This is a genomic window from Acuticoccus kalidii, from assembly GCF_021556395.1.
GTDB lineage: Bacteria > Pseudomonadota > Alphaproteobacteria > Rhizobiales > Amorphaceae > Acuticoccus > Acuticoccus kalidii.
Genome location: NZ_JAKGCS010000017.1, coordinates 383,553 through 398,282, shown reverse-complemented (window position 1 = coordinate 398,282; position 14,730 = coordinate 383,553). Strand labels below are relative to the sequence as shown.

At 66.5% G+C, this 14,730-nt stretch carries 11 protein-coding genes and 2 pseudogenes; 4 read left to right on the top strand and 9 right to left on the bottom strand.

What is annotated here, in order from left to right; translation table 11 throughout:
- Window positions 1-145 precede the first annotated feature (145 nt).
- Window positions 146-1,170: pseudogene (locus L1787_RS11970) on the top strand (IS110 family RNA-guided transposase).
- Between the two features lie 681 nt (window positions 1,171-1,851).
- Here the strand turns inward: L1787_RS11970 and L1787_RS11965 are convergent.
- Window positions 1,852-2,502, bottom strand: coding sequence for an IS3 family transposase (locus tag L1787_RS11965; RefSeq protein ID WP_369415089.1), 651 nt, complete (start codon window positions 2,500-2,502; stop codon window positions 1,852-1,854).
- Window positions 2,503-2,684: 182 nt separating this feature from the next.
- Between L1787_RS11965 and L1787_RS26045 the strand changes: the two are divergent.
- A pseudogene (locus tag L1787_RS26045) lies at window positions 2,685-3,149 on the top strand (substrate binding domain-containing protein); the annotation flags it as partial.
- A 29-nt stretch (window positions 3,150-3,178) separates the two neighbouring features.
- Here the strand turns inward: L1787_RS26045 and L1787_RS11960 are convergent.
- The 4 genes from L1787_RS11960 to L1787_RS11945 all read right to left on the bottom strand — a co-directional run bounded on the left by L1787_RS11960 (window position 3,179) and on the right by L1787_RS11945 (window position 7,129).
- Complete coding sequence (locus tag L1787_RS11960) at window positions 3,179-4,261, bottom strand: 2-dehydropantoate 2-reductase (protein ID WP_235709074.1); 1,083 nt, start codon at window positions 4,259-4,261, stop codon at window positions 3,179-3,181.
- Window positions 4,262-4,274: 13 nt separating this feature from the next.
- Complete coding sequence (locus L1787_RS11955) at window positions 4,275-5,147, bottom strand: alpha/beta fold hydrolase (protein ID WP_235709073.1); 873 nt, start codon at window positions 5,145-5,147, stop codon at window positions 4,275-4,277.
- Between the two features lie 107 nt (window positions 5,148-5,254).
- Window positions 5,255-6,016: an alpha/beta fold hydrolase gene (locus L1787_RS11950; RefSeq protein ID WP_235709072.1), complete on the bottom strand. Its 762-nt coding sequence runs from the start codon at window positions 6,014-6,016 to the stop codon at window positions 5,255-5,257.
- Window positions 6,017-6,109: 93 nt separating this feature from the next.
- Window positions 6,110-7,129, bottom strand: coding sequence for a 1-aminocyclopropane-1-carboxylate deaminase (locus L1787_RS11945; RefSeq protein WP_235709071.1), 1,020 nt, complete (start codon window positions 7,127-7,129; stop codon window positions 6,110-6,112).
- Window positions 7,130-7,268: 139 nt separating this feature from the next.
- On the opposite strand from L1787_RS11945, the gene L1787_RS11940 reads away from it, so the two are divergent.
- A complete protein-coding gene (locus L1787_RS11940; protein WP_235709070.1) occupies window positions 7,269-7,742 on the top strand; it encodes an Lrp/AsnC family transcriptional regulator in 474 nt (157 codons plus the stop codon).
- Between the two features lie 130 nt (window positions 7,743-7,872).
- A complete protein-coding gene (locus L1787_RS11935) occupies window positions 7,873-9,471 on the top strand; it encodes a GMC family oxidoreductase (protein ID WP_439648283.1) in 1,599 nt (532 codons plus the stop codon).
- A 57-nt stretch (window positions 9,472-9,528) separates the two neighbouring features.
- Here L1787_RS11935 and L1787_RS11930 read toward each other — a convergent pair whose 3' ends face one another.
- The 4 genes from L1787_RS11930 to L1787_RS11915 all read right to left on the bottom strand — a co-directional run bounded on the left by L1787_RS11930 (window position 9,529) and on the right by L1787_RS11915 (window position 14,540).
- Complete coding sequence (locus tag L1787_RS11930) at window positions 9,529-12,015, bottom strand: two-component system VirA-like sensor kinase (protein WP_235709069.1); 2,487 nt, start codon at window positions 12,013-12,015, stop codon at window positions 9,529-9,531.
- Window positions 12,012-12,977, bottom strand: coding sequence for a cytochrome-c peroxidase (locus L1787_RS11925; RefSeq protein WP_235709068.1), 966 nt, complete (start codon window positions 12,975-12,977; stop codon window positions 12,012-12,014). The genes L1787_RS11930 and L1787_RS11925 overlap by 4 nt, the downstream gene beginning before the upstream one ends.
- Window positions 12,977-13,723 carry a response regulator gene (locus L1787_RS11920; protein ID WP_235709120.1) on the bottom strand — a complete coding sequence of 249 codons (747 nt, stop codon included), beginning with the start codon at window positions 13,721-13,723 and terminating at the stop codon, window positions 12,977-12,979. The genes L1787_RS11925 and L1787_RS11920 overlap by 1 nt, the downstream gene beginning before the upstream one ends.
- A 553-nt stretch (window positions 13,724-14,276) precedes the next feature.
- Window positions 14,277-14,540 carry a YjiS-like domain-containing protein gene (locus L1787_RS11915; protein WP_235709067.1) on the bottom strand — a complete coding sequence of 88 codons (264 nt, stop codon included), beginning with the start codon at window positions 14,538-14,540 and terminating at the stop codon, window positions 14,277-14,279.
- Window positions 14,541-14,730: the final 190 nt, after the last annotated feature.

Genomic DNA, 14,730 nt, shown 5'->3' with positions numbered 1-14,730 from the left:
TATGACAGCGGCTGCCGATCAAGGCGACACCCGGCGGAGCTTGCCGAGCAGGTGGAGATGGGGTGGATGCCGCTCTCACCCTCCGTCAGCATCGCAATTGCGAAGCTTGCGGTGTCGAAGCACAAGCTCAGGGGAGACGGCATCTATGAATGAAGTGGCGATCATCGGCGTTGATCTGGCGAAGAACGTGTTTCAGCTGCATGGCGCCGCGGCCGACGGGTCGGTCGTGTTCCGCAAGAAGCTGTCGCGCATGCAGTTCGCGCGTTTCATGGCGGGGCACCGGCCGTGCACCGTGGCGATGGAGGCTTGCGCTGGCGCGTATCATTGGGCGCGGGAACTGGCGGGACATGGTCATCGGGTCCGGCTGATCGCGCCGCACTACGTGAAGCCCTTCATGAAGCGGCAGAAGAACGACGCGGCCGACGCCGAGGCGATCGTCGAGGCTGCACAGCGTCCGATGATGCGCTTCGTCGCGCAGAAGACGGCAGAGCAGCAGGCGCGGGCCATCGCGTTTCGAACCCGTGAGCAGTTGGTGAAGCAGCGGACCAAGGCTGTAAACGCGCTTCGATCGCACCTCTACGAGTTCGGCACTGTCGCGCCTGAGGGGATCGGCCACATCTCGCGGCTTGCCGAGGTGATCGAAGATCCCAGCGCATTCCTGATCTGGATCGATCGATCTGCCGTATGCTCCTTGCGCAGATCGCCCATCTAACGAGTCAGATCAACGCGTTGAAGGCGAAGATCGCTGAGATGTCGAACACAGCAGAGACGCCGCGCCGCCTCCAGACGATGCCGGGCGTCGGGCCGATCACGGCGCTCGCGGTAGAGACCTTTGCGCCGCCGATGGGAGAGTTCCGGCACGGGCGCGACTTCGCCGCTTGGCTCGGCCTGGTGCCACGGCAGCACTCGACCGGCGGCAAACAGCAGCTGGGGAAGACGTCTAAGATGGGCCAGCGCGATATCCGGCGCTCGGCGATTACCGGGGCAATGGCGGTGATCCGATGGGCGTCACGCCGAGGTTCGCCGAGCGGATCCTGGCTGTCGCGGCTCTTGGAGCGCAAGCCACCGATGGTGGCGGCGGTGGCGCTCGCGAACAAGATGGCGCGGGGCATCTGGGCGATGCTGACGCGAGGCGAAGACTATCGCGGCCCGAAAATGATCGGCGCGTGAACTGGTGCCGGCGTCATCGGGGCGATGAAGTTGTGAGGAAGGCATGAGCTGAACGGGCAAATGATCGACATGATCCGGATGGGGCAGCCAGAAACATTCTCCGAGCCTCGAGCTCGCTGTTGGAGATCTGGTCCCGGTCCGCGCATCACCATCTCGGCCAGCGGCACTCATCAGGCCGCACCCAAAGGCCTGACAAGAGTACGCACTCGATCACATGCCCAAGGCTCAGGAATTCCTTGCAAACGGGGGCGGCATCCACAAGAGAATGTTCGCTCCCAGGCCCTCTCCCTCCGCCATCAGCTGAGTTCGAACGGTTCTCCGGCATTCGAAGGGTGTCAAAACCGCCAGTACGCGCGCGGTGTTGCGTGGGAGGTGTTGACTACGGAGGCGGCGGACAGGCTCGATTTCGCTCTCCACCCTGCGCTGTTCTCTGAAGCTATTGACTCCGTCCTTCTAGTCAACAGCTTCGAATGGCGCGGATCGCCTGAGGTTTTTTGTGTTCGAACCACGGCAGTTCTGCAAGCTCGATCACTAGGCGATCAGCGCCCACATCGAATTCTACCCCGAGCTGACGTTCGAAATTGACTCAGAGCGGACGTTCACGTCGAGCTTACGCGATACCTGTGACGTTGCCCCGAACTGTCACCACTCATTGGAGTGGGCCCCTCGGGGCGGACAAGATCAGGCGGCGTCTTTGACCGGCGGCCGGGGGTGCTGCTTCTCGTATTGTTCGGGGCTCAGGTAGCCAAGCGATGAGTGAAGGCGCCTGGCGTTATATTTGTCGATGAAGGCGGGGAGCTGCTCGGCGACGTCCTCGGCGGTGTCGAACTCAACCGGATAGACGCCTTCGACCTTCAGCGTCTTCATGAGACTTTCCATCATCGCGTTATCGTACGGATTGCCCCGCCGGCCCATCGAGCCGACGAGCTTCGCCTCGCGAAGGCGGCCTCGATACTTCTCGGCGGCATATTGCGACCCGCGGTCGCCGTGGTGCACACAGCCGGGCGGCGGTTGGCGAAGCGCGATTGCTGCCTCGAGCGCCGCCAGCGTCAGCCGGGCATCGATCCGCCGGCTCATTGCAAAGCTGACGATCCGGCGGGACCATGCATCCATGATGAGTGCGACGTAGACGAAGCCAACCGCTAGGGCGATGTAGGTGATGTCGGCTGTCCGATGTGCGGTAGCGGATGCTGGATGCGTCGCGCGATCGTCCTCGCGGGTGTGATGATCTCGCTCAGCGCATGCGTCGACGGTGAGTTCTGATAGCGTGCTGGCGTGTGTCCTGGTGCCGAAGTACCGGCAGGGGTTCCTCGATCGCGCCGCGGGTGAGATCGAGCAGTTGCCGGGAGACTCACCGACTTTGAATTTGATTGAAGACTACGCCGTGCTGCGCGCTCAGGCGCGGGCGTGCAAAGGAAGCTAGCCAGCTGCTCGGCTTTTACTGGACGAGCATTGGCCTCCCGCCGGACATCGAGGTGCCGGCGATTGTAGTCAGCGACGGGGCGGAGCTCGCGATGCGCCGCCCGCAGCTCGAGATCCAGGCACGTTACAGCGACCGGCTTTCGGACCTCACCGCCGAACGGCTCGATGCCGAGATCCGGATCGGCGCGCTACGCGATTCGAGCCACATCGCGCGGCCGGTCGCCTCGATCTGGGCTGCCGTGGTCGCAAGCCCGGCCCACTTCGCGGCGCATCCCGCGCGGCAAACCAACGGCGACCTTCGTGGCCACGCGATGGTCGCGCAGGAGCACGAAATGTGGCGCCTCCTCGACAAGGGACGCGAGGTGACGGTGTCGCCCCGTGCGCGGTTCGTCGCCGATAGCGGTCATGCCCTCCTTGCGGCGGCGCTGGCAGGGGTCGGGATCGCCCGGCTGCCACTCTTCCTGTGCGGGCCCGCTATCCGGTCGGGCGCGCTCGATGTCGTGCTGCCGCAATTTGGATCGCCCGAGGCCGGTCTCTCCGTGGTGCGCCCGCCCTCAGCCGGCCCGCCATCGGCGAAGCTGCGCCCTCACACAGTTCCTGCTGGAGCGGTTTGCCGATTGCGCTCTGTGAGCGGACCGGCAGGCGCAAACGCAGCCGGAGCGCCTCCCGGCGACGGCCCATCGTCGGGGTGCCCGGTGTTGTCCGGCCGCGGCACTATGGCCTCCTCGCTTTGCGCCGCGCGCAGGAGGGTCAGGAGCGCGCGGTTGAGCGGCACCGCAATGCCGAGCCTTTCTCCGGCGGCCACGATCGCCCCGTTGAGGGCGTCCAGCTCCAGCGCCCGGCCGGCCAGCCGATCGAGGTGCATCGAGGTGGTCATGTCGGCCGGGATGTCGCGCAGGGTGCCGAGGATCTGCGAGATGTCGTCCTCCGTCACCCGTACGCCGTCTGCGCGAGCGACCGCGACGGCTTCCTCCAGCATGGTCTCGGCGAGCGCACGGACGTCGTCTCGCCGGAAGACGCCGAGGCGCTGCAGCGTGAGGGCGGTGATCGGATTGGCAACCGAATTGATAAGGAGCTTGCGCCAGGCAAGCGCGGAGAGATTATCGCTGATGAAGATCCGCAGCGCTGTTCCGGCAAAGAGATCGCTGAAAGCACGGCCGTCTGGGTCAGCTTGGACCGCGAGGTCGAAGGTCGCCGGCTGACGCAGAACGACGCGATCGGCGCCGACCCGTTCGCCGCTGTAGCTGACGACGGCGGGAACGACCGTTGCCTCGCCGACCCACGGCGCCGTCCTTTCGACTTGTCCCACCCCGTTCTGCAAGACCGCGACGCGGGTCGAGCGGTGGCACAGGCCCGCGAGCCAGGGCGCGGCCGAGGGGGTCTGATGTGCCTTGGTGGCAAGGAGGACCCAGTCGACAGGCCCGGCGTCTTTTGGATCGGTGATCGCCTGGATCCGGACCGCGAGCTCTTCGTGAGATTGCTCGATCACGATGCGTTCGAGCGGCTGCCGGGCGCAGGCGATGATACGATTGCGCCCTGTGGCCTGAAGATATCCGGCCGCGACCGCGCCGATCCCGCCGAGACCCAGGACGGCCACCGTCAGTTCCATGGCGCCGTGCCGGCGAGGCGCTTCGCCTGCGACGGTCGCCGATGTTTTGACCTTGTCCATCTGGCGTCTCCTCTCACGCGAGCGCGTCGAGGAAGCGTCCTAGGACGGCGTTGAATACTGCCGGCTGTTGCCAGAACGGGGCGTGGCCTGCGCGCGGCAGCCGGTGGCAGCGACTGTCCCACAAGTTACCGTAGGCGATACTGTCGAGATAATCGAGATTCACCAGCGGATCGGCGGCTCCGTTCACCACGGCGATCGGAACCTTGCTTGTCTCCACCGCATGGCGCTGGTCGCCTCCGGCGCCGGCGCGCGCGGCCTTGAACAGGACGTCGCGGAACCTCTTGTCGGTGCGCCGGATCGCGGCCGGAAGGAACGGCGGGACGGGGTCGCCGATCATAGCGCGCGCGAAGGCCGTCACGTCCTCGAACGAGAGTTCGGGACGGCCGGCGAAACCGAGTTGCGCAGAAGCCTGGAATGCCTCTGCCATTGCGCCAGATCGCACCGGTGGCGTGCCTATGATCATGAGCCCCTTCAGCCCCGCGAAGCGCGACAGGAGGTCGATGCCGACGTGGCCGCCGAGCGACCAGCCGACGACGATCGCCTCCCCGATGCGCATGCAATTTAAGAGCTCGGCGATGACGTCGGCGAGACCGCTGCGTGTGTAGGTGCGGAGCGGATCGTGTGCATTGCCGGAGGCCCCGTGGCCGGGGAAGTCGACGGCGATCAGTCGCCGGCCTCTCGCGAGGGGGGAGTGGCGCTGGTGCTCGAAGATCTCGAGGGAGGAGGAGTTGCCGTGGAGGAAAACAACCGGCGTTCCGCCGGTGCCACTGTCCTCCCCGCTGTCTTCCACGGCCACGCGGCCGTGCGAGGTGTCGACGTGGGAGAGGGCCGCTGAGCGTTGCATAACTGAAGTCCTGTTCCGTCCCGCATGGATGAGGCGAGCCATCGAGCGCGCCCTGATGGGTCACGCTCGATGGGAACAGGAGCGGACGACCGCGCGATTTCAGCCGGGCGCGGCGAGGCTACGGCTGTAATGAAGCCGGTCGCCGGCGCTCAGTCGGCGAGCGCGTTGGCGGCATCCTCGATCATTGCAACTACGGCGGCGGGCTGGGAGATGAAGACGGCGTGGCTCGCGTCGATCTCCTCAATCTTGCTGCCGGCCCGCTTCGCCATTTCACGCATCAGGTCGGGATTGATCGCGCGGTCTTTGCCCGGGATGAGCGCCCAGCTCGGTTTTGTCTTCCAGGCGGGGTTGGAGATCTTTGTCTCGAACGTGATGGTTGCTGGGAAGACCTGCGAGTGCGCGAGGAATTCGGCATCCGCCGCGGGCAGGTCCGCCGCGAAGTCGGCCGCGAAGACGGCGGGGTCGAGATAGAGGAAGCCGTCGGACGTCGCCTTGATGCCGGTGGTGGCCGGCGGGGTTTCTCCGGCGAGGCCCGCGAGGGTCTCGCCTTCGTCCGGCTGGAAGGCTGCGATGTAGACAAGGCCCGCCACATCATCGGTGGTGCCGGCCTCGGTGATGATCATGCCGCCGTAGCTATGTCCGACGAGGACCGAGGGTCCGTCCTGCAGCTCCAGGACGCGGTGGGTCGCCGCGACGTCGTCGGCAAGCGTCGTCATCGGCGGCTGCACGATAGTGACGTTGTAGCCGCGGTCGGTCAGCCGGTCATAGACGCCGCGCCAGCCGGATCCGTCGACGAGGGCGCCGTGCACGATGACGACGTTCCTGATCGGCTCGGATTTGGCAGGCAGCGCGGTAGTGAGGGCGAGGAGGGCCGCCCCGGCAAGGGCGACGGCATTGATGGTCAGTTCCATTTCAGACACCGTTGATGAGGTTGCAGGAAGAGATCCCTGGCGGAACGGACCGCCGGCGGTACGAGCCCCGGTGCGGGGTTAACTGAGGCGGGTTCAGCCGTTCCGGTAGGTGTAACCGTACCCGTTGAGGGCCGGCGCGCCGCCGAGGTGGGCGTAGAGCACGCGCGATCCTTCTGCGAAGAAGCCCTTGCGCGTGAGGTCGATGAGGCCCTGCATCGACTTCCCCTCATAGACGGGGTCGATGATCATGGCCTCCGTGCGGGCCGCGAGGCGGATCGCGTCATTGGTCTCGTCCGACGGGATGCCGTAGGCAGGGTAGGCATAGTCCGTCTTGATGACGATCTCGTCGTCGCGCACGAGACGTCCCAGGCCGACGAGGTCCGCCGTGCCGTCCACGATCTTCCGCACCTGTGCGCGGGTCTGGTCCGGGGTGCCGGAGGCGTCGATGCCGATCACCCGGTCCGCCCGGTCCTGCGCCGCGAAGCCGACGATCATGCCGGCCTGCGTGGAGCCGGTGACGACGCACACGACCACGTAGTCGAACGTGAAGCCGAGATCCGCTTCCTGCTTGGCCACCTCCTCGGCAAAGCCGATGTAGCCGAGGGCGCCATATTTGTGGACCGATGCCCCGGCGGGGATCGGATAGGGCTTGCCGCCGGTCCGCTCGACCGACTGGATCGCGTCCTGCCAGCTCTGCCGGATGCCGATATCGAAGCCGTCATCGACGAGGCGGCTGTCCGCCCCCATGAGACGCGTCAGCATGATGTTGCCGACGCGGTCGTAAACCACGTCGTCGTGCGGCACCCATGCTTCCTGGATGACGACGCACTTCATGCCGATCTTGGCCGCCACCGCCGCCACCTGCCGCGTGTGGTTGGACTGGACGCCGCCAATCGACACCAGCGTGTCCGCGCCGGACTTGATGGCATCCGGCACGATGTATTCGAGCTTTCGGAGCTTGTTGCCGCCCATGGCGAGGCCGGAGTTGCAGTCGTCGCGCTTGGCCCAGATCTCCACCGACCCGCCAATAGCGTCGGACAGGCGCGGCAGACGCTCGATCGGCGTGGGGCCGAATGTGAGCGGATAACGGTCGAATTGGGTGAGTAGCGACATCACGACAACCTCGTCTAGGGAACGAGTGAAAAGTAGACTTTTTGCGGCGAAAGGTGCTCTCTGATTCGAGTGATGGATTTCCTTCAAGGGCGCTGGTTTCGCCCAAGATCTCAAAAATAAAACGAATGATAGCCAAAAGATGGAAGATTCTTTCAAAGCGCTCGACCGTATCGACATCAAGATCCTGCGGACGCTGCAGGCGGAGGGTCGGCTCACCAACGCCGAGCTTGCGCAGCGGGTCAGCGTCAGCGCCGCAACGTGCCACAGGCGGACGCAGAGGTTGTTCGACGAAGGCTTCATCACCGGAGTGCGGGCCGAGATCGCGCCGGCCGCTGTCGGCCTCAGCGCCCTCGTCATGGTCGGAGTGGTGCTGGACCGCTCGACGCCCGAAAGTTTCGGCGAGTTCGAAAGCGCGGTTCTCGCCCTAAAGGAGGTGCTCGACTGCAACCTCGTCGCGGGCGATTTCGATTATCTCCTCAAGATTCGTGTCCGCGATATGGCCGACTTCAACAAACTGCACAGCGCCAAGCTGATCTCGCTCCCCGGCGTGCGCCAGACCCGCACCTTCTTTGTCATGAAGGAGGTGAAGGAGAGCGGCCGCCTGCCGTTCTAAGCCCACGTCCAGATGAGCACCCGGCGCGTTGCGAATGTTACAATAGTAACTCTTCAGAATTCGCTCCGTAATACGCCCAGCCTACCTGCAGCTCCGCCAGAAATTTTTTCGGCATATTGTGTTCAGGGAGATGCATGTGACGAAACTCGTCCCAACGAAGGTCGCTTCGGGTCGCGGCAACGGCGGGGGTAACGGCCGCTCCTACGATTTCATCGTCTGCGGGGCCGGCTCAGCAGGCTCTGTCGTTGCCGGCCGCCTGGCGGAAAACCCGCAGGTGAGCGTGCTTCTGATCGAGGCGGGCGGCAGCGACGAGGTCCCCGAGGTGATGACGCCAGGCCAATGGCCGGCCAACCTCGGCTCCGCGCGCGACTGGGCCTTTTCCGCAGAGCCGAACCCGCACCTCAACGGCCGGCGGATGGCGCTCAACATGGGCAAGCTGCTCGGCGGAAGCTCCAGCATCAACGTCGGCGTCTGGGCGCGCGGCCACAGGAATGACTGGGAGCATTTCGCCGAGGCGGCCGGCGACCCCGCGTGGGGCTACGAGGCGATCCTCGAGATCTACAAGCGGGTCGAGGACTGGCAAGGCGCCAGCGATCCCGAGCGCCGCGGCGAAGGCGGGCCGATCTACGTGAACTCCGCGCAGAACCCCCAGCCCGTCGCCCGCGCGATGGTGGAGGCGGCGTGCACGCTCGGCATCCCGACGTTCGACAGTCCGAATGGCGTCATGATGGAAGGGCGCGGCGGCGCGGCGATCACCGATCTTCTGGTGAAGGGCGGTCAGCGCTCGTCGGTCTTCCGCTCCTATGTGCGTCCGCGGATGGGACAGGCGAACCTTACCGTGCTCACCGGCGTGCTGGTCAGTCGCCTGACTTGCGCCGGCGACGCGGTCATCGGTGTTGAGGTCATTGAGAATGGTCGGGTCGGCCGCTACGAGGCACGGCATGAGGTGATCGTCTCGATGGGGGCTGTGAATACGCCGAAGCTCCTCATGCAGTCCGGAATCGGGCCGGAGGGCGAGTTGCGCCGGCACGGGATTGACATGGTCCAGCACCTCGAAGGCGTCGGGCAGAACCATCAGGACCACGTCGCTTTCGGCTGCATCTTCGAGTGCAAGGCGCCGCAGGCGGTGAACTACGGCGGCTCCGAGGCCACGCTCTACTGGACGAGCGACGCTTCGCTGGACCTTCCGGACATCTTCCACTGCCAGCTGGAGTTCCCGGTGCCGAGCGCGCAGACCGCTTCGGCCGCCATTCCGGCGGACGGATGGACGATGTTCGCCGGCCTCGCGCATCCTAAAAGCCGCGGATCGCTGCATCTCACCGGCTGTGATGTGCACGATCGGATCCGGATCGAGGCGAACACGCTGTCGCATCCGGATGACCTTTCGGCCGCGTTCACCACGCTGGAGCTGGCGCGCGAACTCGGCAGCGACGCGGCCTTTAAGGAACTCGTGAAGGGCGAGGCCCTGCCGGGCAAGCTCTCCCGCGCCGCGATGGAAGACTATCTGCGCAATGCCGCGGTGACGTTCTGGCACCAGGCCGGTACTGCCAAGATGGGGCGGGACGAGATGTCGGTCGTCGACGCTGAGCTGAAGGTCTACGGCGTCGATCGCTTGCGGATTGCCGACGCCTCGGTCATGCCGGAGGTGACCAGCGGGAACACGATGGCCCCGTGTGTGGTGATCGGCGAGCGTTGCGCCGACATGATCCGCGCGTCCCACGGGATCTGACCCACGGGCCCGCGACGAGGGGTGGCCGTGCGGCCATCCCTTGCGGCCTCGTCCCGTCTACGCCGGCGGGGCGTTCAGCACGAGGCGTGTCCGTGGGTCGCGCGCTGCGCTCAGCCATGTCGCGAGCGCGTCGGCGAGCTGTGTGGGCGTGGGCGGGTAAGGGATCATCTCGGCGATCCCGGCACCCGTCAGCCGCTCGATGTTGAACTGCTTTGTGGTTCGGGCGGAGAGGATGATCGGCATCCCCGGCACGGCCTCGTGAAGCGCGCCGGGGTGGTCCGCGCCGGGGAACGGACCGTCGCCCGAGACAATCACGGCGGCATCGAAGCGCGTCGGTGCAGCGCGGGCGGCTTGGACGGCGCGCGCCCATTCGGCGAAGGCGACGGGCTCGTAGCCGAGCGCGGCCAGCACCTCCTCGAACCGCATGCGCCGCCGCGCGTCCGCCTCCATCAGCATCACCGTTTCGCCGGCGCCATACGTGAGCGCCCGATCCTCCGCGCACGCCGCCACCGGCGGTGCCTGCGGCAGCCAGACCTCAAAGCGGCTGCCGGCCCCCGGCGTGCTCTGGACGGTGATCGTGCCATGGTGATCGCGGGCGATCTCCAGCGCCGTGGCGAGGCCGAGACCGTTGCCCTGCCGACGCGTGGTGAAGAAGGGCTCGAAGATCCGCCCCAGCGTCGCCTCGTCCATGCCGCGCCCGCCGTCCTCCACGCTGATGACGACGTATGCGCCTGCCGCCAGCATGTCCGCCCCGGAGCCCTGCGGCTCCGCCAGGTTCACGGGGCGGGCGGAAAGCGAGACCGTCCCGTCGCCGTCCATCGCCTCGGCTGCGTTGCGGCAAAGGTTGAGGAGGATCTGTTGCAGCTGGCCGGGATCCGCCTGGATGGAGAGCGAACCCTGCGTCGGCGCGACGTCGAGGCGCGCGTACGGCGGAAGCGAGGTCGCAAGGAGCGACACCGTCTCGGCGAGGAGCGCGTCGACGGGGACCGCGCGGCGCATGCTCTCGCTGCGGCGCCCGAAGCCGAGGATCTGATCCACGAGCTGTCGTGCTCGCTCCGATGCGGCCCCGATCGCCTCGATGTGCTCGGCGAGGCGCGAGCCTGCCGCGGCGCCGCTCGACGCCATTTCCGCATAGCCCATGATCGCGCCGATGATGTTGTTGAAGTTGTGCGCGATGCCGCTCGTGAAGACGCCAACCGTCTCCATGCGCCGCGCGTGCTGGAGGTGCGCCTCCAGCCGCTCCCGCTCCTCCTCCAGCGCACCTTTGGCGACGGCGTTGGTCAGCGCATCGAACGCCAGCGCAAGGAGCTGGTCGGCGCCCGAATTGCGAAATGTGCGTGGGCGAAGGCAATCGAAACCGAGCACCGCACGGACTTCACCGCCGCTGACACGCGCGATCGAAAGAAGGCTTCCGCCGCAGGACCCGGCTAGGAGCGTGTACATCTTCGCGCGTCGCGCGCGCAGATTTTCGATGTGGACGATGCCGCCGTCCCCCAGGCCGGCCTTCGTCATGCAGGCCACCACGTCCCGCGACCAGCCAGGCGGGAAGGACGGACCGCCGCGCGCCCAGAACACGCTCTTCCCCGGCGGACCGGGTACGATGAACCAGCCGCGCGTGGCGCCGAAACTCGTTCCCAGCTCCTCGAGTGCGCGCTGGAGCTGCGCGTCCATCGTCCCGCGCGGCGTGTCGAGGAAGCGAAGCGAGATCCTCGCCACCACATGCTCGATCGCTGCGCGCCGGCGGATCAGAAGGATCCGCGCCCGAAGCTGAGCCCCGGCCCAGGCGAGCAGGCCGACGAGCGTGAATGCGATCCCGTAGAGGAAGAAGCGGGCCGCATCGGCGCAAGCTGCGATGGTCGCCTGCCTCAAGAGGAGCGCGTTGCGTGCGGGGTCGAGGCCGTTCGCGGTGCCGAGATCGGTGAGCGCGGCCAGCGTCTCCTCCATCTCGGGCAGAAGGAGGCGAAGCTGGCGAGCGTGCGTGATGAGGGCGGAGAGACCGGGATGACGCTCCGGATGGATCGGTTCGATCCGCGCGATCTCCGCATCGAGCTGCGCGAGGCTCGTCGGGGAGGGATCGACGATGATGTGGAGCACCGCTGTGGCGATCCCGTCCGCCTTGCGCGTTGCAGGTGTCGCCGCCGCATCGAGGTCCTCGCTGAGGCGGCTGAAGTAGGCGAGCGAGTTGTGAAGCAGCGCGTTCGTGCTCTTGAAGCGTTCGACCAACGCCTCCTCGGCTACGATCCGCGGCCGCAGCGCATCGGCTGCACGAATGAACACGTCGCATGCCGGTGCGGTTCGCCGCAGACGGTCCTGCGCGGCGAACATGGCGTCGAGCGCGCGTACGAGCGGGTCGTAGTGTCTGAGTGAGCTAGCGCGGGCGGAGAGGACGGCGCGATGCAATTCGTTCTCGGCGGTGATGAAGTCGTCGAACGCCGCCATCGCGTGGGCGCTCGCGCGTTCGTCCGCGCGGATGCTCTGCAGCCATCCCCAGCTGCCGGCGAGGAGGATCAGCATCGCGCCGACGGCGAGCCAGATCCCCTTCATGGCGCCGGACGGACCGGAACGCCACGATACTCGCCCGTCAGCGTTCCGAGGAACGCGACGAGCTTGTCGACCTCTTCGTCCGACAGCGATGCGTTGAGCTGCGCCCGCGCCATCCGGTGCACTGCCTCGGCAAGCGTCGCCGCGCTTCCGTCGTGAAAATAAGGTGCAGTGGCCGCGACATTGCGCAGGCCAGGGACCCGCACAATGTCGGGCGGCGGCGGGACAAGGGGCCGGAACACGCCCTGCCGCTGGAAGAGGTTCGCGCCGACGGCAATCCCCTGGTGGCAGGACGAGCAGCCCGTCGACTTGAAGAGCTGGTAGCCCTCGAACTCGACCTCGGACAGCATGTCGGCCTCACCCTTCAGCCAGCGGTCGAAGGGCGCGTTCGGCGTCGCGAGAGAGCGCTCGAACTCGACCAGCGCATCCACGACGTTGGCCGCGTCGATGGTTCGCCCGTAGGCGCTGCGAAAAGCAGCAGCGAACGCGTCATCCGCTCTCAACCGCTCCACGACGGTGGGGAGGGACGCCCCCATAATGCGCGGGTTCTCGATGAGGGCCGCGGCATGCCGGGCGGCGTCTCGGAAGCGCCCCTCCCAGCCGAGACGGTAGCTGTACGCGACGTTGAACACCGTCGGCGTGTTGACGCCGAGCCTGTCTCCGCCATCGCCGATGTCCAGTGCCGCGGCGCTCGCGCCGTTGCTCGCGAGGTCGTGGCATGAGGCGCAGCTCAGCGTACCGGAGCCGGACAGCCGGGTGTCGTGGAAGAGGCGCTCGCCGAGGGCGACGCGCGCCTCGTCGAGCCAAGGCTCGGCCGGAAGCGGCACGATCGGCTCGACGGCCGCGCCGCCCGCCGGCTGAAGCTGTGCCGCGGCGCCGCCGACGCCGTCACGGGTCCAGATCAGGCCAGCGCCCGTCAACACCGCGAGGGCAACGCAGGCCCACCGCCAACGGCGGGCGCGCATCAGAACGGCTCGACGCGGGCGGCGAAGATGTAGCCGATCCCGCGTTCGGTGAGGATCATCTGTGGCGCGCTCGGGTCCGCCTCAAGCTTGCGACGCAGCCGCAGCACCTGCACGTCGATGCTGCGATCGAAGACGTCCTCGTGTACCCGCGTCACCTGCAGCAGCCGCTCGCGCGATAGCGGCCGCTGCGGCGCCTCCAGAAACGCGTGGAGGAGCGTGTATTCGCCCTTGGTGAGCGGCACGATGGTGCCGGACGGGTCGGTGAGCCGGCGGTGGCGCCGCGCCAGCTGCCAGCCCGCGAAGCGATAGCCGCCCCGCTCCGGATCGCGGCTGCGCTGAGTGCGGCCGAACTCCTGCCGGCGCAAGATCGCGCGGATGCGCGCCAGAAGCTCACGGAGCGAGAACGGCTTCGTAAGGTAATCGTCGGCGCCGAGCTCCAGACCGACCACGCGATCGATCTCGTCGCGGCGGTGCCCGGTGAGGATCACGACCGGCACGTCCGAATGGGCGCGGATCTCACGCAGGACGTCAAATCCGTCGTCCTGTCCGAGCTGGACGTCCAGGATGACCAGACTGACCTGCGCATGGGTGAGGTGGCGGCGCATCTCCGCCCGGCCCGCCGCGGAAAGAACGGAGAGGCTGTTATCACCTAGGAAGTCGACCATCATGCGCAGGATCGTCTCATCGTCATCCACGACGAGAAGTGAGCCGGTACGCTGCGGCATGTCGCTTGGAAGTCTGGTCATGGCACGCGCGCCCGCCCGATGAATGGCCGTCCGATCGTCAAGTCTGTCCATGACTGCGTCTCGCCGGCGTGATGTGCTTGGGGTTTTTGCCGCCCATGGCGAGGCCTGAATCGCAGCTGTCGATCGAAAGGCCTCGTCTTGAGGGTAGGTGGAGAGTAGAACTTTCCGCCTGAAAGGTGCCCTCTAAGTTGCCTCATTGATTTCTGTAATTGCACGTAACCGTGGCTCTAGTCTGATAGAAACACCGAAACAGCGCCATAAAACGGAAGATTCTTCGGCGTCCTTTGACTGGATCGAGATCATGATCCTGCGCACAGTTCAGGCTGAGGGCAGCCCAAGAATGCCGAGCTTTCGCAGCGCGTCAGCGTCAGCCACCCGACATTCGACAGGCGCACGCAGCGGCTGGCGACGAAGGCTTCATCACAGGCCTGCGAGCCAAGAGGCGCGGAGAGACCGCCTCGTCCGGCGTCCCGGCCACGAGTCAACCCTGTTTCCCGGTCTGCGTGTGCGGCGGCCGCAAGCCCATGCTTGAGGGCCTGCGGCCGCATCTCGGCTAGCCGAAATCGTGATGGCTGACGTAGCGGGTCCGGCTCGCGTCGCTGAGGCGCACGAGGCCGATATCGCGCAACTCCCGTGGGCTGAGGTGCTCCAACGCGGCTGCCGTCCGGCGGGCCTGGCGCCGCCGGCGCGCCCGTTCCAACCCGGCGCGCCAGAGATCGCTCAGCCGGGCGCGGATGCGGCCTAGCGCGTTCGTGTGTGACGGATGCTGCGGCACCGGGGCGGGCACCGCGACGAGTGTGAGGGTCTTCACGTTCATCGGAGAACTCCATGGGGATCAGCGCGGATGCCGGCGCCCACTTGGCAAAGCGCAACGGGTCGATCCGCTGCCGCCTTAGCTGGAGGCCCGGCGTGTTCTCAGTGTTTCTGTTCCGGTTTTGCGTATTGCCTCTGTAACCACTCGTGTGTTGCACGGCGTCCGGTCGCGGCAGGTTTCGGCTGTAACCATT

What these genes read in the sequence shown, in the direction of transcription:
- L1787_RS11950 (WP_235709072.1), bottom strand. Translation starts at nt 6,016, where the DNA reads ATGGAACTGACCATCAATGCCGTCGCCCTTGCCGGGGCGGCCCTCCTC.
- L1787_RS11940 (WP_235709070.1), top strand. Translation starts at nt 7,269, where the DNA reads ATGGAAGATTCTTTCAAAGCGCTCGACCGTATCGACATCAAGATCCTG.
- L1787_RS11955 (WP_235709073.1), bottom strand. Translation starts at nt 5,147, where the DNA reads ATGGCTCGCCTCATCCATGCGGGACGGAACAGGACTTCAGTTATGCAA.
- L1787_RS11920 (WP_235709120.1), bottom strand. Translation starts at nt 13,723, where the DNA reads ATGACCAGACTTCCAAGCGACATGCCGCAGCGTACCGGCTCACTTCTC.
- L1787_RS11930 (WP_235709069.1), bottom strand. Translation starts at nt 12,015, where the DNA reads ATGAAGGGGATCTGGCTCGCCGTCGGCGCGATGCTGATCCTCCTCGCC.
- L1787_RS11935 (WP_439648283.1), top strand. Translation starts at nt 7,873, where the DNA reads ATGCATGTGACGAAACTCGTCCCAACGAAGGTCGCTTCGGGTCGCGGC.
- L1787_RS11945 (WP_235709071.1), bottom strand. Translation starts at nt 7,129, where the DNA reads ATGTCGCTACTCACCCAATTCGACCGTTATCCGCTCACATTCGGCCCC.
- L1787_RS11925 (WP_235709068.1), bottom strand. Translation starts at nt 12,977, where the DNA reads ATGCGCGCCCGCCGTTGGCGGTGGGCCTGCGTTGCCCTCGCGGTGTTG.
- L1787_RS11915 (WP_235709067.1), bottom strand. Translation starts at nt 14,540, where the DNA reads ATGAACGTGAAGACCCTCACACTCGTCGCGGTGCCCGCCCCGGTGCCG.
- L1787_RS11960 (WP_235709074.1), bottom strand. Translation starts at nt 4,261, where the DNA reads ATGGACAAGGTCAAAACATCGGCGACCGTCGCAGGCGAAGCGCCTCGC.